Source organism: Mycobacterium sp. (assembly GCF_002863225.1).
In the GTDB taxonomy this organism is placed as follows: Bacteria; Actinomycetota; Actinomycetes; order Mycobacteriales; family Mycobacteriaceae; genus Mycobacterium.
In genome coordinates, this window is sequence record NZ_PKEK01000067.1 from 1 (window position 1) to 16,924 (window position 16,924).

16 protein-coding genes and 2 pseudogenes are annotated in these 16,924 nt (G+C 64.2%); 12 read left to right on the forward strand and 6 right to left on the reverse strand.

Features of this window, described 5'->3' with window-relative positions:
• The 5 genes and pseudogenes from CYU59_RS21170 to CYU59_RS21190 form a co-directional block, all read left to right on the forward strand.
• Positions 1-267 (forward strand): annotated as a pseudogene (locus CYU59_RS21170) (hypothetical protein); the annotation flags it as partial.
• Positions 267-1,385 (forward strand): MCE family protein, encoded by a 1,119-nt coding sequence (locus CYU59_RS21175; RefSeq protein WP_293002374.1) that lies wholly within the window; start codon positions 267-269, stop codon positions 1,383-1,385. The pseudogene CYU59_RS21170 and the gene CYU59_RS21175, both read left to right, overlap by 1 nt.
• Positions 1,382-2,821, forward strand: a complete 1,440-nt coding sequence (locus CYU59_RS21180) for an MCE family protein (RefSeq protein ID WP_293002375.1) — start codon at positions 1,382-1,384, stop codon at positions 2,819-2,821. The genes CYU59_RS21175 and CYU59_RS21180 overlap by 4 nt, the downstream gene beginning before the upstream one ends.
• Positions 2,818-4,137, forward strand: coding sequence for an MCE family protein (locus CYU59_RS21185; protein ID WP_293002377.1), 1,320 nt, complete (start codon positions 2,818-2,820; stop codon positions 4,135-4,137). The genes CYU59_RS21180 and CYU59_RS21185 overlap by 4 nt, the downstream gene beginning before the upstream one ends.
• Entirely contained in the window at positions 4,138-5,847 is a 1,710-nt protein-coding gene (locus tag CYU59_RS21190; protein WP_293002379.1) for an MlaD family protein, read from the forward strand.
• A gap of 24 nt (positions 5,848-5,871) precedes the next feature.
• Here CYU59_RS21190 and CYU59_RS21195 read toward each other — a convergent pair whose 3' ends face one another.
• From CYU59_RS21195 to CYU59_RS21205, 3 genes are all read right to left on the reverse strand, one after another.
• Positions 5,872-6,399, reverse strand: a complete 528-nt coding sequence (locus tag CYU59_RS21195) for a hypothetical protein (RefSeq protein ID WP_293002381.1) — start codon at positions 6,397-6,399, stop codon at positions 5,872-5,874.
• Between the two features lie 130 nt (positions 6,400-6,529).
• Positions 6,530-7,207, reverse strand: a complete 678-nt coding sequence (locus CYU59_RS21200) for a twin-arginine translocation pathway signal (protein ID WP_293002383.1) — start codon at positions 7,205-7,207, stop codon at positions 6,530-6,532.
• On the reverse strand, positions 7,204-7,917 hold the full coding sequence (locus tag CYU59_RS21205) for a hypothetical protein (protein WP_293002385.1): 714 nt from the start codon (positions 7,915-7,917) through the stop codon (positions 7,204-7,206). Before CYU59_RS21205 ends, CYU59_RS21200 begins: the two co-directional genes overlap by 4 nt.
• A 240-nt stretch (positions 7,918-8,157) precedes the next feature.
• On the opposite strand from CYU59_RS21205, the gene CYU59_RS21210 reads away from it, so the two are divergent.
• Positions 8,158-8,508, forward strand: coding sequence for a hypothetical protein (locus tag CYU59_RS21210; protein ID WP_293002558.1), 351 nt, complete (start codon positions 8,158-8,160; stop codon positions 8,506-8,508).
• A 28-nt stretch (positions 8,509-8,536) separates the two neighbouring features.
• Here CYU59_RS21210 and CYU59_RS21215 read toward each other — a convergent pair whose 3' ends face one another.
• The gene (locus CYU59_RS21215; RefSeq protein WP_293002387.1) at positions 8,537-9,202 is read right to left on the reverse strand and encodes a TetR/AcrR family transcriptional regulator; all 666 of its coding nucleotides are present in this window, start codon (positions 9,200-9,202) and stop codon (positions 8,537-8,539) included.
• 209 nt (positions 9,203-9,411) lie between these two features.
• Here CYU59_RS21215 and CYU59_RS21220 point away from each other — a divergent pair, with 209 nt between their 5' ends.
• The 4 genes and pseudogenes from CYU59_RS21220 to CYU59_RS21235 all read left to right on the forward strand — a co-directional run bounded on the left by CYU59_RS21220 (position 9,412) and on the right by CYU59_RS21235 (position 13,645).
• On the forward strand, positions 9,412-10,197 hold the full coding sequence (locus tag CYU59_RS21220; RefSeq protein WP_293002390.1) for a spirocyclase AveC family protein: 786 nt from the start codon (positions 9,412-9,414) through the stop codon (positions 10,195-10,197).
• Positions 10,198-10,213: 16 nt separating this feature from the next.
• Positions 10,214-11,407, forward strand: coding sequence for a cytochrome P450 (locus CYU59_RS21225; protein ID WP_293002392.1), 1,194 nt, complete (start codon positions 10,214-10,216; stop codon positions 11,405-11,407).
• 48 nt (positions 11,408-11,455) lie between these two features.
• A complete protein-coding gene (locus CYU59_RS21230; protein ID WP_293002394.1) occupies positions 11,456-12,565 on the forward strand; it encodes a dihydrodipicolinate reductase in 1,110 nt (369 codons plus the stop codon).
• A gap of 14 nt (positions 12,566-12,579) precedes the next feature.
• A pseudogene (locus tag CYU59_RS21235) lies at positions 12,580-13,645 on the forward strand (dihydrodipicolinate reductase).
• A 5-nt stretch (positions 13,646-13,650) separates the two neighbouring features.
• On the opposite strand, the gene CYU59_RS21240 reads toward CYU59_RS21235, so the two are convergent.
• Positions 13,651-14,946, reverse strand: a complete 1,296-nt coding sequence (locus CYU59_RS21240; RefSeq protein ID WP_293002396.1) for a cytochrome P450 — start codon at positions 14,944-14,946, stop codon at positions 13,651-13,653.
• A gap of 212 nt (positions 14,947-15,158) precedes the next feature.
• Between CYU59_RS21240 and CYU59_RS21245 the strand changes: the two genes are divergently transcribed.
• Entirely contained in the window at positions 15,159-15,749 is a 591-nt protein-coding gene (locus tag CYU59_RS21245) for a helix-turn-helix domain-containing protein (RefSeq protein ID WP_363115119.1), read from the forward strand.
• A 5-nt stretch (positions 15,750-15,754) separates the two neighbouring features.
• Here CYU59_RS21245 and CYU59_RS21250 read toward each other — a convergent pair whose 3' ends face one another.
• Positions 15,755-16,183, reverse strand: a complete 429-nt coding sequence (locus CYU59_RS21250; RefSeq protein WP_293002560.1) for a hypothetical protein — start codon at positions 16,181-16,183, stop codon at positions 15,755-15,757.
• A 168-nt stretch (positions 16,184-16,351) separates the two neighbouring features.
• On the opposite strand from CYU59_RS21250, the gene CYU59_RS21255 reads away from it, so the two are divergent.
• Complete coding sequence (locus CYU59_RS21255) at positions 16,352-16,912, forward strand: DinB family protein (RefSeq protein WP_293002398.1); 561 nt, start codon at positions 16,352-16,354, stop codon at positions 16,910-16,912.
• The last annotated feature ends 12 nt before the right edge of the window (positions 16,913-16,924 follow it).

Below are 16,924 nucleotides of genomic sequence, written 5' to 3' on the forward strand. Positions count from 1 at the left end.
GATACGGTCAGTGGCAGATACTCGAACAGGCACGGGCGTAACTCCTTCTTCGCAGACTTGCAGGTCGTGAAGCGGAACCTACGCCCGTGCTCCCTATTTACACCGGATTCCGGACACGACCGCGTTTTCGGCGCCACCATCCCGTACTTCTTGTGTCTGATCACGATCCGCGGCACCGATCTGTCTGGCAAGACCGTGATCGCGCCCTGGTTCAGGTCTGATGCGCAGCGGTGCGAGGAACCGGAACCGGAACCGGAAGGCCACTGATGCTGAAATATCGCGGGACACGCTTGGTCAGAGCCGGATTCATCGGCGTTGTCCTGATTTCGATGCTCATCCTGGTCGGTCTCTCGCCCGACCGGATTGTCTCGTTGGCGACCAATGTTCGGTACCAGGCACTGTTCTCCGAAGCGGGCGGCCTGGCCAATGGCAACGCGGTAACGGTGTCGGGAATCAAAGTCGGCACGGTCTCGGATGTGGCACTACACAACGGCGATGCTCTGGTCACGTTCACGATGAAGGGCAACGTCGCGCTCGGCAATGACACCAGCGCCCACATTCGCACCGGCACTCTGCTGGGTGAGCGGGTACTGACCCTGGAGTCGTCAGGGGGCGGGACCATGCATCCGCTGGACATCATCCCGATCTCGCGCACCTCCTCGCCGTATTCGTTGACGCAAGCCGTCAGTGACTTCACCGCCTACGCCGACCAGACGAACACCGCCAACCTGAACCAGTCACTCGACACGTTGTCGGCGACGCTCAACCAGATCGCCCCACAATTGGGGCCCACTTTCGATGCGGTCAGCCGGTTTTCGCAGAGCCTCAACAACCGCAACACAAGCCTGGCCGACCTGTTCAAAAGCGCCAGCGCTGTCACCGGGATCCTGTCCGAACGCAGCCAGCAGGTGAACAAGCTCATTCTGAACTCCGACGATCTGCTGCAGGTCCTCGCGGCGCGCCGGCAGGAGATCGTTCAACTGCTGGCAGCGACCTCGCAGGTCTCCAAGCAGCTGACCGGATTGGTGCACGACAACGAAAGCAAGCTGGCGCCGGCGCTGCACAAGATCAATTCGGTGACTTCGGTGCTGGAGAAGAACCGCGACAACCTCGAAAAATCCTTACCCGGCCTGGCGAAATTCCAGATCACGGTGGGCGAGGCCATCTCCAGCATGTACGCCTACTCGGCGTTCGTCCCGAACTTCCTTATCCCGCAACTCTTCCAGCCCTTCCTGGACTACCTGTGGGGATTCCGCACCTTCGACACCACCAAGGGCCCGGGCTTCCCGTCACCGACACCGCGGGCGTTGCTGCAGTTCCCGTTCAACGGCGCTCCGCCGTGCCCCGGCTGCACGCTGGGTGGACGGATCGGGGGATCGCAATGACCTCTCTGGTTCGTCGTATCCCACGAAACAGGCTCACGAAAATAGCCGCAATCGTGCTGGTGGGGCTTGTCGTTGCCGGCGCTGCCTTCGTGGTCCGGCAGATCTTTTTCGGGCCGAGGACCATTTCCGCCTACTTCACCTCGGCCACCGCGATCTATCCCGGCGACGAGGTTCGGGTCTCGGGTGTCAAAGTCGGCACCATCAAATCCATTGAGCCGCAAGGCACAAAGGCCAAGATGACCTTGCACGTCGATCACGACGTGCCCATTCCGGCGGACGCAAAAGCCGTCATCGTCACCCAGAACCTGGTGGCTGCCCGGTACGTCGAGCTCACTCCCTCCTATCGGACCAGCGGTCCGGTGATGGCTGACGGCGCGGTGATACCGGTCGAGCGCACCGCCGTTCCGGTGGAGTGGGACGAGGTCAAGACCCAATTAATGCGGTTGGCAACAGATTTGGGCCCGAACGCCAAAGTGTCGACACCGTCGATATCGCGGTTCATCGACAGCGCCGCCAACGCGCTTCACGATGGAAACGGCGAGAAGTTGCGCCAGACGCTGACTCAACTGTCCGGGGTGGCGCGGACCATCGCCAATGGCAGCGGCAACATCGTCGACATCATCGAGAACCTGCAGACTTTCGTCAGCGCGTTGCGCGACAGCAACGTCCAGATGGTGCAGTTCAACAATCGGTTGGCCACGCTCACCAGCGTGGTCAACGACAGCAAATCCGATCTGGATGCGGCGGTGACGGACCTGTCGAGCGCAGTGGGCGAGGTGCAGCGTTTCATCGCCGGGACCCGCGACGAGACGAGTGAACAGATCGACCGATTGGGGAAAGCGATTCAGCCTCTTGTCGATCAGCACATGGCTTTGGAAAACATTCTGCACGGCGCGCCGACCGCGCTGAGTAACTTCTTCAACGACTACAACGCCGATACCGGAACCATCGTCGGCGGGTTCGGAATCATGGACTTCGCCAACCCCACCCAGTCCGGTTTGCTTCTGCCGCTACCGATTCCGGGGTGTGCACAGGTCCAATCGGTCGAGAACGTCACGGCAACCGAATCGGGCAAGCTGTGCTCGCTGTTCCTGGGTCCGGGTCTGCGGGTGCTGAACTTCAACAGCCTGCCGATCCCCATCGATCCGTTCATTCAGAAGTCAGTCGATCCGGCCAACGTCGAATACAGCGAAGCGCGCCTGGCACCCGGTGGCGCCGGGCCGAAGCCCGGGCCGCCGGAGACGCCGCCGGCAATTTCGGCCTACACCGGTCTGAACGGGGACTCGATCGTGCCCGGGCCGACGCCGTCGGTGCCGCTGCAGCGGATACCGGGCGCGGCGATGCCGCTGCCGCCACCGCCGTCGCGACCGGAGGCTCCGCCACCGGCACCGAGCCTGCCAGGCATGCTGCTCCCAGCCGAAGGTCCGCAACCGTGACCGCCCGGACGGCCCTGTGGAGGCTGCTCGCCATCGGATGTTGCGTGATGCTGACCGGCACCGGTTGCGCCTTCCGCGGTCTCAACTCGCTGCCGCTGCCCGGCGCGGTGGGCCGCGGGCCGGACGCGAACGTCTATCACGTCGAAATGGCGAATGTCATTACGATGGAGTCGAATTCGCCGGTGATGATCGACGACGTCGTAGTCGGCAGCGTGGGGCCGATGACGGTCAAAGACTGGCATGCGAACGTGCAGATCTCGGTCAAGCCCGATGTTGTCATACCCGCCAACGCAGAAGCCAGCATCGGTCAGACCAGCCTGCTGGGATCCATGCACCTGGAACTCAACCCACCCCTTGGACAGCCCGGTGTGGGCCGGCTGCGGCCGGGCGCCACCATTCCGCTGAATCGATCGTCGACCTATCCGTCGACCGAGCAGACCCTGTCGTCGCTGGCGTTGGTCGTCAACGGCGGAGGACTCGGTCAGATCGGCGAGATCATCCACAACTTCAGCGCTGCGCTTGCCGGACGCGGGGGCGCCGTTCGCGATTTGATCAATCGTTTCGACACTTTCGTGGGGACGCTCGACGAACAACGTGACGAAATCGTGGCGACGATCCAGGCGCTGGACCAGCTCGGTGGCAGCTTCGCCGCGCAGCACGAAGTCATCACCCAGGCGCTGAACAAGGTACCGCCCGCACTCGATGTGCTGATCAAGGAGCGGCCACGCCTGACCGAAGCCCTGGACGGCCTGCGGAAGTTCAGTAACACCGCCACCGGGCTGATCAACGACACCCAGGCCGATTTGGTCAGGAATCTGAAGAATCTGGAGCCGACGGTGAAGGGGCTGGCCGACGTCGGACCGGACCTGGACACGGCACTCGCGGCGTTCACGGTGTTCCCCTTCACCCAGAACTTCGTCGACCGCGCCGTCCGGGGTGACTACTTCAACCTGCATGTCCAACTGGATCTTTCGATCCCGCGGCTCAAGCGGGGCCTGTTCCTCGGAACCCATTTCGGACAGCTCGGGGAACAACAGATACCTGGGCCCGGGGATCCGCCCTATTTGCAATACACGCGGGATCCGTTCCACGCCGGCTTCGGACCACCGCCCGGTGCGCCGCCGCTGCCAGGACCACCAGCTGCGCCGGGGCCTGGTCAGCCGAACCTCCAGTTCAGCGCTCCGCTGCCGGGACCGGCCGCCACTCCGCCAGGTTTCGGACCGGCACCCGGGCCCGCGGCTGGACCGCCCCCGGGGCCGGGCGCGCCGAATGCTGCAGTGCCACCAGGGCTTCCGGCGACCGAGGGGAGCAGGTAGATGCTGACACGCTTCGTCCGGCTTCAGCTGCTGATCTTCTCGATCGTCGGAATGATCGGCGTGATCGCGATGGTCCTCTTCTACATCCAGGCGCCGACGTTGCTCGGAATCGGTCGGATTACAGTCAGCCTCGAGCTGCCGGCGACTGGCGGCCTGTACCGGTTCTCCAACGTGACCTACCGCGGGGTGCAGGTCGGCAAGGTCACTTCGGTGTCGTTGACGGCGCACGGCGCCAAAGCGACACTGTCGCTTGGCACTTCGCCCAAGATTCCGGCGAACCTGCAGGCCGAGGTACTGAGCGTCTCGGCGGTGGGTGAGCAGTATGTGGACCTGCGGCCACGTACCGATTCGGGGCCGTACCTTCGTGACGGGTCAGTTATCGCCATGCGCGACACCACGATTCCGCAGGCAGTCGGACCGATGCTCGACCAGGTGAGCTCGCTGGTCAAGAGCCTGCCCAAGAACAAGATCGGCCAACTGCTCGACGAGTCGTTCCAGGCCTTCAACGGGGCCGGCTACGATCTGGGTTCGCTCAGCGATTCGGCGTCGCGAATCTCGGCTGACTCCAACAGAATTGTGGAGCGCACGCGTGCACTCACCAACGACGCGCAGCCGCTGCTGAACTCGCAGGCGCAGACGACCGACTCGATCCGCAAGTGGGCGCGCAGCCTTGCCGGGATTTCGGATGTGTTGGCCAACGACGATTCTCAGTTTCGCACTGTGTTGCAGCAAGGTCCCGGAGCGCTCGACGAGGCTTCCGGGCTCTTCCAGCAGATCAAGCCGACATTGCCGCTGCTGCTGGCCAACCTGACCACGATCGGGCAGATCGGCATCACGTACCACCCGTCGATCGAGCAGTTGCTGGTGCTGTTGCCGGCGGCGGTTGCCTACGAGCAAACGGCGGGCAGCACGAACTGGCCCGACGGTCAGTCCAGGGGCGACTTCGCGCTCACGGTCGACGACCCGCCGATCTGCACGGTCGGCTTCTTGCCGCCCAGCCAGTGGCGATCCCCGGCTGACACGAGCGACATCGACACCCCGGATGGGTTGTACTGCAAACTGCCGCAGGATTCGCCGCTCGCCGTTCGCGGCGCACGCAACTACCCGTGCATGGGACATCCCGGGAAGCGCGCCCCCACCGTCGAAATCTGCAACAGCGACAAGCCTTTCATGCCATTGGCGATGCGACAGCATGTGCTCGGCCCGTCCCCGCTGGATCCCAACCTGCTTGCCCAGGGCATCCCGCCCGACGACAGGGTCACCGCCGACAAGAGAATCTTCGGCCCGATCGAGGGAACACCGTTGCCGCTGGGAGCGGTCCCGCGCGGAACACCTCCGGGACCGCGGGGGGCGCCGCCGCCGCCGGGCACGTTGGGCGCGGCAGCACCGCCGGCGCCCTCGGCGGCCAACATGTCGACTCAGGCCTCGGAATTCCCCGCGATTGCTCCACTCGATGTGCCGGCATCGCCACCCGCCATGCGGCGACCGGCCGCGCCTCCGAGGCCACCGGCCGTGATCGACGGCGGCCGGCCGCAAGTTGCGCCGAGTTCATTCGGCGGCAACGCGTCTGAGCACGAGCCCCGGGTCGCGGTCGCGACATACGATCCGCGCAACGGTCGCTATCTCACCGCGGATGGGAAGTTTCTTGAGCAGTCAGACCTGGCGACCAAGGCAACGCCGAAGACATGGAGAGACATGCTCCCGACCTGAGCGAATGCTCGGCCGACTATCCGATCAGCCGATCTTGTCCAGCCGCATGGGGATGTCGATGGACAGCCACTGGTTCTGCCCGCAGGCGCCGCTGGGGCCTAGCGTCTTGTTGCGGCCGGCCATCACCGGCGATCCGAGTTTCAGGTAGCCGCTGCCGTCGGGATCTGCGGGGTAGAACGAGAAAGTCTGTTTTCCGGTGAATGCGGTGCCGTCTTCGCAGCGCTCCCAGTTCGGCACGTCGTGTCGGACGTACCACGATGTCCCGTCGATCATGTATAGGCGGGCGCTCCAGCCCTCGTCACTTGTCGCCGTACCGTCGCATTTTATGAAGGTCGAGCACGTAGAGCTCAGCGTCCAGGTTTGAATGGTGGTGGGCTCGCCGTTGTACTGGTCGTTGATCTTGGCCCAGTTGCCGATGGACGTAACGCGGTACACCCCGTTGATCGCGACGTCTTCCTTCGTCGTGGCCCACGCCGTCGTCGCCGGACCTGAAAAGCCAACTGCGCTGGCAGCCAACAGCATTGCTGTGGTGAGTGTCCCAAGTGGTCGCATCGTCTACTCCTCGACGCGCTCTATCCGATCAGGTCGGAGCGGTGACTGTACCGGTAGCGGCGTTCTCGCCAGCCGAGAATATCACCGGAATGTTCGCGCTGGTCCGGGTTCGAGCAAAAGGGTTCGGCGCTTATCCGACCGGATCCAATTTGGAGATCAGCCACGAGCCGTGGACCTTCGACAGCGTCACTCGCACGCTGCTCGGAGTTATCAGCGGTTGGGGCTTGTCTTTGCCGGTCGTGGTCTCGTTGAGAAAGACCAGCACCACGGCTGAGTTCGGTCCCAGTTCCGACACCGCCGCTCGGACCACCGAGGCGGTTTGCGCGAGGTGCTTCTGCTGCACCGTCGGAATGACGATTTCCTTGGTGAATTTGTCGTAGTAAGCGAGGAAGTCCCCGGTGAGATGCGATCTCGCCCTGGCGAAGTCACTGTCCATGCTCTCGCTCGAGTAGGACAGCGCCGCGACTGCGCCGTCCGAGGCGGCTTGGATCGCCCGCCGCGACGCGGCGTCGTCGATCTGGCGATCTGGACGGTACTGCAGGACGAACAGGCACACCGCCAGGCTCACCGCGGCAATGACCGTCGCCGTCAACAGGATTGAGCCCCAGTGCGCGAGAAGACTGGAGGCGACCCGATCGACCGCAGTATGTTGTTCGACGCGTGGTTCGCGGGTGGTACGAGCCTTGGCGCTCTCGTCCGGTGACTCCGAATCGCCGACCGTGGTCGTCTCTGCATCGTCGAGCGATGCTTCCGGGTTCTCAGCCGCGCTCGCAGTCTCGTCGAGCGGTGACTCCGATTCGGAACTCATTGGACGAATTCAAGTTTCGACAACTTGAGCCGATCGCCGTCCCGATCGACGTTGACGCTCAGGCGCCAAAAGACCGGTGGCCGCACCGACTTGTCGCGGTTGACGGTGTCGGACTTCGCCACCACCAGGAGAACAGCGGAATTGTCTGTCATCGACTCGACCGCGACATCCTGCACGGTGGCCTTCGTGGCAACCTGCGCTTCCTGGGCGTTCTTGGCCATGTAGCCCGACGTCGCTTCCAGTTGGCTCTTGAGCGCTCCGGTCGAGTCGTCGATGGTGTGCTGGAGATTCTCCACCGCGTGTGCGGGGTCGATCGACATCAGCGCGGCAACCTGCTCCCGGGCCGTCGCAGCGAACTCCGCAGCCCGCTGCCGTTGCTGCACGAGTGTGCGGTGCTGCCACACGAAGTAACCACTCGCGGCCAACGAGGCGAAGATCAGCACGATTGCCGCGCCGATACCCACCGCTCTTCGACTGGGAGGATGCGGCCGATGTGGCCGCCACGCTTTGAATCTCGAGACAACCGGCTTGTCATCGTCAGCGTCTTCGATCGGTGGTTCGCTGGAGTCGGCCTCGGCCTCCCGACGCAATTCGGCGGCGCGTGCCCGTGCGGCCTCGGCGCGCTTCTCGGCACGAATGAGCTCTTCTTCTGCTTCCGCGAGCGAGTCTGGAGCTTCGGAGGTCGTCGGATCGGAGTCGGAGTGCGTCACTGGGCCAACACGATCGCGGGCGCACGCGCACCGCGACGTACGCTTCGTTCCGGGCTACCCACGGAGAATCACGTTATCACCTCAAAATCGCTGGCTGGATGGCGTAAGGAAGCGCGAGAACCGCCGCTGCCGCCTCATCGCGATCTTCTCCGAATAAGAGAATTTTCTTTCCGCCCATGCCAAACTATTTTGGTGCGTTTCATCGTGGCGGTGGTGACGGCGCTGATCGGAGTCGGCGTGATGATGCCGCCGACGGCTGCCGCCGGGCCGACCGTCTGCGACTACCCGGCGTGCACTCCGGGCATCGCTCCGAACATGGTGCTCGGTGCGCCATGTGACAACACGACCTACTACGCATTCGGAGTGTCCGGCGGCTATGTGCCTGCCACTCAGCCTGGACGGCTGATGTTCTGCGGCTCCCCGCGGCGGTATCAGCCACGGTGGTTCCGATCGCCGCCGATGGCCGGTATCAAAGAAGAGAACGCCGACTGCCACCTTTTCAACAACTACGTCGCCCAGGCTCCCGACGGGCTGTTCCTGGTCTGCATTGCGCAACAAGGCAGATCCTTCTGGACCCGCGCAGACACCTGAGTCACTGCGTGGCAACGGCTTTGCGCAGTCAGTCCTGGCGGTGCAGGAATCCGTGGAGTATCGCCTGAACCAGTTCGTCGACAATGGCTTGTCTCGGTGGGGGTTTGGTTCCGAAGTAGGTGGAACGCAATGCGGCCATGCCGGCGATCATGGCGACCGTCGAGTGGGCCGGTAGGTCGGGGTTGCTGGAGCGCAGGCCACGGATGCGCATGCCCTCCGCGCCGATCTGGCTCAGCACGTTGAGCGCTCGTCTGATGTCGGCGATGCCGGTCTCGGCGAGTTCGTCGTCGCTCAGCGTCTGGGCTGCCATCAGTGTCAACAGCAGACCCTGGTGTTCGACGAAGACGTCGTAGAGATGGCCGACGAAGCGATGAGTGAGTTCCTCCTCGTCGGCCTCTTCGTGCACGACCGAATTCCAGGTATTGCCGAAGTCGTCGACGAACTCGGTGAACGGCAGCACCAGGGCTTCGCGGAACAGTCCCGCTTTGGAGCCGAAATTGCGAAACAGCAGGTGCTCGGTAACGCCTGCGGCTTCGGCGATTTCACGTGTTGTGGTGCTCCGGTAGTCCTGGCGGGCGAACAGATCGCGGGCCGCGGCGAGCAGAAGTTTCCGCGGTGCACCGCGCGGCCGGCGTGACCCCGAGACCGGGGTCTCGGCCGCGGCCGGCAGTTTCGCAGAAGAGCGCTGGGGCACGGTTGCAGACTACTCAAACCGCCCCCGGTGGTTGACTCTTTATAGGATAGTCGCCACTATCTAAAGGATCGTTTCCTTGAAGGAGAGGTTCTGGGCGTGGGTGCTGTCATCATGCTGGGCACGTTGTTCGGATTGATTGCTCTGGTATTCGGCTTGGTTCTCCGTTTCGATCCGGAAGCGCGGCGCACTCCGAGCGAGGGGGGCCGTCGATGACCCCGAAGATCACGCCGCTGCTGGCGGGACAGATGTACTTTGCCTACGCCTCGGGCATCGCGTTCATCGTCATCGGCATCTATCTGAGCTATCGCCGCCGTCGCCTGCATCCGCTGCTGCTGCTGAGCATTTCGGCGCTGTCGTTCTCCTGGATCGAATCGCCCTACGACTGGGCGATGTACGCGCAGTTCCCGCCCGGTCTGCCGCGAATGCCATCGTGGTGGCCGCTCAACGTCACGTGGGGCGGCTTGCCCTCGGCGGTACCCATCGGCTACGTCTCCTATTTCGTACTCCCCGCACTGATCGGTGCCGCCCTGGGTAGATGGCTCAGCGCAAAGTTCCACTGGCGCAGGCCAACTACCCTGCTGACGGTCGGCCTGGTGGTGGGCTTCTGTTGGGCTTTCGTGTTCAACGCCATCACCGGTGCTCATTTCGGCAACTTCTACTACGGCTACGTCATCCCCGGGCTGGCGATCTTCGAGGGAACCAAACATCAGTACCCGCTGTATGACTCGCTGGCCATGGGCATCGAAATGATGGTGTTCACCTACCTGCTCGGCCGCACTGACGCGGAGGGTCGCAACGTCATCGAGATATGGGCCGACAGCAAGGCGAAAACCCGCGTGCAGTCGGCGGTCCTGTCGGTCGTCGCCGTCATCGTCCTCGGTCACCTGGTGTACGGCTCGGTGTTTGCGCCGCACCTCATTACGAAACAGGGTGGCTGGGTGACGGCGGGTCCCACCGAACAACTCTTCCCGGGAACACCCAATCAGCCCCGCTAGCAGCAGAAGGCAGACCTTGAGCAATTCGACAACTGAGTTGTACTACGACCCGTTCGACCACGCCATCGACGACGATCCCTATCCGGTGTGGAAGCGGATGCGCGCCGAGGCCCCCCTGTACTACAACGCCAAGCACAACTTCTACGCGCTGAGTCGCTACGACGATGTCTCGCCGGCACTGCACGACTGGCAGACCTACCGTTCCGGGCACGGCACCACCGCAGATGTCTTGTTCAGTGGCATCGACATACCACCGGGCATTCTGCTCTGGGAAGACCCGCCGCTCCACGACTTGCACCGTCGGCTGTTGTCACGGGTCTTCACTCCCCGGCGCATGCTGGCGGTCGAAGGACTCGTGCGTGATTTGTGTTCGCGCGCACTGGATCCACTCCGTGACCTCGACGGGTTCGACTTCGTCGACGACCTCGGTGCGATCATGCCCATGCGGACCATCGGCTACCTCCTCGGCATCCCCGAGGAAGGTCAACAGCAGATTCGTGAGCGCAACGACAAGAGCATCACCGTCGAATCCGGCGGCACACTGCTCACCGCGACGACCCTCGAGGAGTCGATCGCGCAGTTCGCCGACTACATCGAGTGGAGATCGACACATCCGTCCGACGACCTGATGACGGAACTACTCAACGCGCAGGTCGAAGAACCCGACGGCACGATGCGGCCGCTGGACCGCGGTGAAGTGATCGCCTACACCGCGATGATCGCCGGCGCGGGGGGTGAGACCACCGCGCGGCTGATCGGTTTCATGGGTCAGCTACTCGGTGAAAACCCAGAGCAGAGAAGAGAACTCGCCGCAGACCCGTCCCTGATCCCGTCGGCGGTCGAGGAGACGTTGCGTTACGAACCGCCTTCACCGGTGCAGGGGCGGTACGTCGCGCGCGACACCGAACTCTACGGGCAGACGGTGAGCGAAGGCTCCTACATGCTCTTGCTCAACGCCTCGGCCAATCGCGACGAGTCGCACTTCGTCGAGCCGGATCGCTACGACATCCACCGTAAGGCAGGCCATTTGAGTTTCGGCCAGGGCTTGCACTTCTGTCTGGGCTCCTCGCTGGCACGGTTGGAAGCGCGGGTCGCGTTCGAGGAGGTGTTCAAGCGGTGGACCGACTGGGACGTCGACTACGCCAACGCCAGCAGGGCAAGAACGTCCAGTGTCCGGGGTTGGGCCCGGCTGCCGGTCAAAGTCGCGTGATCGAAGATACTGCAAAACAACAGGTTTGACCTCAACGAGGAGGAAGCGATGACCGCAGGCAAGTACCGCGTAGTGGTGTGGGCGACCGGGGGGATCGGGTCGATCGCGATACGCACCATTACCAACCGCCCAGACCTGGAGCTGGTCGGGGTGTGGGTGCATTCCGACGACAAGGTGGGCAAGGACGCCGGCGAGCTCGCCAACGGCGACCCGATCGGCATCACGGCGACCAACGATGCCGATGCGCTGATCGCGTTGAAACCGGACTGCGTGGTCTATGCGGCCAGCGGCCCCGAACGTGACGCGCTGGCGATTCCCGACTATGTGAAACTGCTCGAAGCGGGCCTCAACGTGGTCACCACCAGCACCACCCGGCTGGTGAACCCGCACGCATACGAGCCGGCCGAGTGGCGCGAACAGCTTGCAGCAGCGGCCAAACAGGGCCAGGCGTCGCTCTATGCCTCGGGCATCGAACCCGGTTTCGCGGCCGACTACCTGCCGCTGGTGCTGTCCACGCAGTCGTCGTCGATCGAGAAGATCCACTCCTACGAAATCGGGCTGTACGACGACTACGGCGTTCCCGACATCATGATCAACGGCCTGGGTTTCGGTCAGCCGCTGGACTACCAGCCCTGGATCTCCTATCCCGGTGCCATCGCCGGTGAGTGGGCCGGCCAACTCCGGTTGATCGGCGATGCTTTCGGTGTCGAGGTCGAAGAAGTACGCGAGGACTTCGACCGTGCGGTGACCAACGAAACCCTCGAGGTGGCAATGGGAACCGTCGAAGCGGGGACCTGTGGCGCCATCCGTATGAAGGCCATCGGTGTCGTCGACGGTCGCGAAGCGATCATCGTCGAACACGTCACGCGACTGGCGCACAGCGTCGCTCCGGAGTGGCCGAGGGGAATCGGCGACTTGTCCTATCGCGTGGCGATCACCGGCGATCCCGACATCGACTGCACACTGGCGGCAACCCAGCGTGATCCCGGACGGGTCGGAATCGGTTCGATGACCTCGGGTGCCGGCGCGATGGTGGCCACCGCGATGCGGGTCGTCAACGCCGTCCCCTATGTCGTCAAGGCACCGCCCGGCTTGCTGAGCGCCGTCGACCTGCCGCTGACCATTCCCAAGAATGTCTTTGCCACCCAACAAGTGTGAAGAAGGAGAATGCGGTGGCGCGCATCGTGGTGTGGTCGACGGGTGGTGTCGGATCGGTCGCGATCGACGCCATCCGCCGTCGACCGGACCTGGAACTTGTTGGGGTGTGGGTTCATTCGTCCGAAAAGGTGGGCAAGGATGTCGGCGAACTCTCCGGTGGTGACCAGATGGGGTTGGCCGCTACCAACGACGCGGACGCGCTCATCGCTCTCCAGCCGGATTGCGTGGTGTACGCCGCCAGCGGCCCGCAACGTGACGCGGGCGCCGTCCCGGACTACCTGAGATTCCTCGCGGCGGGCATCAACGTCGTGTCGACGTCGACCACAAGCCTGATTTTATCCGCCGTCCTACTTCGCCACCGAGTGGCGTGATCAGCTCGCTGCCGCCGCGCACGCCGGTGGTGCGTCGTTCTATGCATCGGGCATTTTTCCCGGCTTCGCCTCTGATCAGCTCGCGCTGCTGATGAGCACTCAGTCCAAGACGATTCGCACGCTCACCGTCAGCGAAATCGCGCTCAACGACCACTATCCGGTGGCCGACATCATGATCAACGGCATGGGATTCGCCCGCCCACTGGACTTCGAGCCGATGTTGAAGACGCCGGGGTTCATCGAAATCGCTTGGAAGGCACCGATTCATCTCATTGCCGACGGACTCGGCGTCGAGGTCGACGAGATCCGCGGGAGCTTGGACCGCGAGCTGACCGACCGGGACATCGACGTCGCGTTCGGCACGATTCCGGCCGGAACGTGCGGCGCGGTGCGAACCAGGGCGGTTGGCGTGGTCGGCGGCCGCGAGGCGATCGTGGTGGAACACATCATCCGGATGGCGCGCGACGTCGCCCCGAATTGGCCGACCTCCGAATCCGATGCCACCTACCGGATCGACATCGAGGGCGAACCAGACATCCACTGCGCGTTGACAATGGGCGCCACCCGGGGCCACGGCGCCGGCCACGCCGCGATGGCATCCACCGCGATGCGGGTGGTCAACGCCGTCCCCTTCGTGGTGGATGCGCCACCCGGCCTACTCAGCTCGCTGGATATTCCGATGACGCTGCCACGCAACGTATTCGAGTAAGACCCCTACGACACCGTCGCCAGCGCGGGCCGCGGCGTGAACGTCAGGTGCAGGTCGCTGAGTCCGCGCAGGATGTAGGTCGGCTCGAAGGTGTAGCGCCGCTCGTCGACCGGTCCATGCTGGGTCTCGCTGATGGTGATGTCGGACATCCGGTCCAGGATGCGCTCGATCGAGACGCGTCCCTCGACGCGGGCCAGCGGTGCGCCCGGGCAGGAGTGCACGCCGCGGGCGAACGCCATGTGCTCGCGGACGTTCTTGCGATCGATCTGGAATTCGTGCGGGTTCTCGAAGCGCCGGGGGTCGCGGTTGGCGGCGCCGGGCAGGATCATCACGACGGTGCCGGCCGGGATGTCGACCCCGGCGACGGTGGTCGAGCGGACCGCGAGCCGGGAGTCGCTCTTGACCGGGCTCTCCATCCGCAACGACTCTTCGATGAACCCGGGAATCAGGCTGCGGTCCTCGCGCAGCCGCTGCTGAACACCCGGCCGGTCGCCGAGAGCCTGCAGGGCCGCCGAGAGCAGCTTGGCGGTGGTCTCCTGTCCGGCGGCGAAAAGGAATGTCGCCGAACGGCTTACCTCGATCACCTCGGGCGTGGAGCCGTCGGGGTACTTCGCCGTCGCCAGCGACGTCAGTACGTCGTCGCGAGGGGAGCTGCGCCGGTCCTCGATGTAGGAGCAGAACTTGTCGTCGAGCCACTCCAACGGGTTGATACCGACCGACTCGTGATCCAGCGCACCGACCCGTGCCCCCGGGCGGTCGGCGCCCAGCACGTGGCGGAACTCCTTGTGATCCTCTTCCGGGACGCCGAGCAGGTCGGCAATCACCAGAGTGGCGAACGGCTTGGAGTACTCGCCGATGAACTCGCATTCACCGTTGCCGAGAAACTCTTCGAGCTGGCGGTCGGCCAGCCGCCACATGAATTCCTCGTTCTCCTTCAACCGGCTCGGCGTCAGCAGCCGGCTCAGGATCGAGCGCGCCCGGGTGTGGTCGGGCGGGTCCATGGTGACCATGTGCTCGAACATCGGGAACTGGCTGCGGTGCGCGTCGATCAGCGGACGCAGGTCGTCACCGGCGACCTCGAACGGCAACGGCGGAAACGGGCCACCGAGCGCGACGATGTTGGAGAACGTCTCCGGATCCTTGTAGACCGCGTTGGCTTCTTCCCAACCGGTCACCGCGACGACGTTGTAGTGCGGAAGTCGCAGCACTGGATTTTGACTACGCAGGTAATCGAAGTACGGGTGCGGATCGGGAACCAGTGACTGGTCGGTGAAGAAGTCGATCGAGTCGAAGCTGCTCATGTACGCGGGCCTCCCGAGGCTGTTTTACCCGTGGTGTGTGGGGCGATTAGATGCTGCGACGATCTGCCGCCAGGAATTGACTTCGGCAAATGTGCGGAACTTGCTGAGCACCTGCTTAGCATGACGCTAATGTCGTGGTCAAGGCGAGCGCGCGGACCGCGACTACGATCGGCTTGTTCGGCAAATTTTCGGCGAGAGTGTGGAACCACGGCATGACTTCGGCCCGCAGGATCGGGGCACCGGACGCGAAAAATCGCACGGTGCTGCTCGACGCCGCCGAGCAGTTGATGCTCGAAGACGGATATGCGGCAGTCACCTCGCGCCGGATCGCGGAGCGCGCGGCGCTCAAGCCGCAGCTGGTGCACTACTACTTCCGCACCATGGACGATCTGTTCCTCGCGGCGTTTCGCCGCCGCGCCGAGGAGGGACTCGAAGTGCAGGCGTTGATGCTGCAGGCGCCGCAGCCGTTGTGGGCGCTGTGGCGGTTCAGCACTGACCCGGCGGCCACCGCCATCACGATGGAATTCATCGCGCTGGCCAACCACCGCAAAGCGCTGAAGGCGGAGATCGCCTACTACGCCGAGCGTTTTCGCGAGGAGCAGCGCAAAGCGCTCACGACGATTCTCGAGGGCTACGGGGTCGATCCGGCCAAATTCCCGCCGCTGGTGTGGTCGGTGCTGATGACCAGCGTGTCCCGGGTCCTGGTCATCGAGCAGGCTCTCGACATGTCCGCCGGCCACCGGGAGACCGTCGAGATCGTCGAGGCCTATCTCCGCCATCTCGAGGGCGACCCTCAGATCTAGCCCGTTCACCAGCTACGGAGCGAGCAGAGCGTGCCTTTTGCCCCGTCGTTGGACTTGACGACTTTTCCGTCCACCACCAGCGCGCAGTGGAACATCGGCGTGCCCGGCTCCGTGCCGGTGCTGACGACGACCATCGCGTAGTTGTAAGGGTCGGAGAGCATCACCTGAGGCGAGGTCCACGGGTGTCCCGGTCCGATGTCGGCCTGGACGTTCGGCGTGTACTGGTACGGGTTGTGGCTGTAATCGGAGTATTTGGGCGGTTGCTGGTCCAGGTAGTAGATGTCGGCCCAGATCGGGCTCGCCGCGGTGATGACATAGGTGACTTGGTGCGCCGGTGGCGGTGGTGGATCGTCGGCCGGCGACGGGGCTGCAGTCCCGACGGCTGCCACGGCCGCCAGGACCACGCCCAGCATGGCTTTACCGATGGTTGTCATGCGCACCTCCGGCCGACCGCTCCCAGCGGCGATATTGGCATTCTCCGGAAAGGAGAACAGCGTCACCGTTGCTCTTGTCATGACCCTAGCCGGTGCAGGTCGGGGGCTCGAGCCAATTCGCCAAAAGCCCCCGGGCCGGTGTCTGCGGCCAGTCGTAACGTGGCCGCCATGGATTGGACCACCGAACTGCTCGACCAGCTTCGCTTTCACTGGGACACGGTGCTTCGGCCGAGGCTGGACGGGCTGACCGACGACGAATACCACTGGGAACCGGTCGCGGACTGCTGGGGTGTGCGTCCGCGGGGGCAACAGCGCACCCCCCAGGCGGCCGGCGGCGGCGACACGGTGATCGACTTCGCGTTTCCTCAGCCCGAGCCCGCGCCGGTGACGACGATCGCCTGGCGGCTGGGCCACCTGATCGTCGGGGTGTTCGGGATGCGCACCGCCTCGCACTTCGGCGGGCCGCCGATGGACTACGGGTCGTTCCCGGATGCCGCGACCGCCGCTGCGGCGTTGCAGCAACTCGACGACGGGTATGCGCGCTGGACGGCCGGGGTCGCCGCACTGGACGGTGCGGCGCTGGCGGCGCCCTGCGGGCCTGCCGAGGGGCCCTATGCGGACAAGCCGATGGCCACCTTGGTGCTGCACATTCACCGCGAGGTGATTCACCATGGCGCCGAGGTCGCACTGCTGCGTGACCTCTACGCCCGGCGCCAGGTCGGGGGGTGAGGGCATTGCGGT

Bases quoted from the DNA above. Each gene is read 5' to 3' on its own strand.
- CYU59_RS21175 (WP_293002374.1), top strand. From the start codon at position 267: ATGCTGAAATATCGCGGGACACGCTTGGTCAGAGCCGGATTCATCGGC.
- CYU59_RS21180 (WP_293002375.1), top strand. From the start codon at position 1,382: ATGACCTCTCTGGTTCGTCGTATCCCACGAAACAGGCTCACGAAAATA.
- CYU59_RS21190 (WP_293002379.1), top strand. From the start codon at position 4,138: ATGCTGACACGCTTCGTCCGGCTTCAGCTGCTGATCTTCTCGATCGTC.
- CYU59_RS21195 (WP_293002381.1), bottom strand. From the start codon at position 6,399: ATGCGACCACTTGGGACACTCACCACAGCAATGCTGTTGGCTGCCAGC.
- CYU59_RS21200 (WP_293002383.1), bottom strand. From the start codon at position 7,207: ATGAGTTCCGAATCGGAGTCACCGCTCGACGAGACTGCGAGCGCGGCT.
- CYU59_RS21210 (WP_293002558.1), top strand. From the start codon at position 8,158: ATGATGCCGCCGACGGCTGCCGCCGGGCCGACCGTCTGCGACTACCCG.
- CYU59_RS21220 (WP_293002390.1), top strand. From the start codon at position 9,412: ATGACCCCGAAGATCACGCCGCTGCTGGCGGGACAGATGTACTTTGCC.
- CYU59_RS21230 (WP_293002394.1), top strand. From the start codon at position 11,456: ATGACCGCAGGCAAGTACCGCGTAGTGGTGTGGGCGACCGGGGGGATC.
- CYU59_RS21240 (WP_293002396.1), bottom strand. From the start codon at position 14,946: ATGAGCAGCTTCGACTCGATCGACTTCTTCACCGACCAGTCACTGGTT.
- CYU59_RS21245 (WP_363115119.1), top strand. From the start codon at position 15,159: ATGACTTCGGCCCGCAGGATCGGGGCACCGGACGCGAAAAATCGCACG.
- CYU59_RS21250 (WP_293002560.1), bottom strand. From the start codon at position 16,183: ATGACAACCATCGGTAAAGCCATGCTGGGCGTGGTCCTGGCGGCCGTG.
- CYU59_RS21255 (WP_293002398.1), top strand. From the start codon at position 16,352: ATGGATTGGACCACCGAACTGCTCGACCAGCTTCGCTTTCACTGGGAC.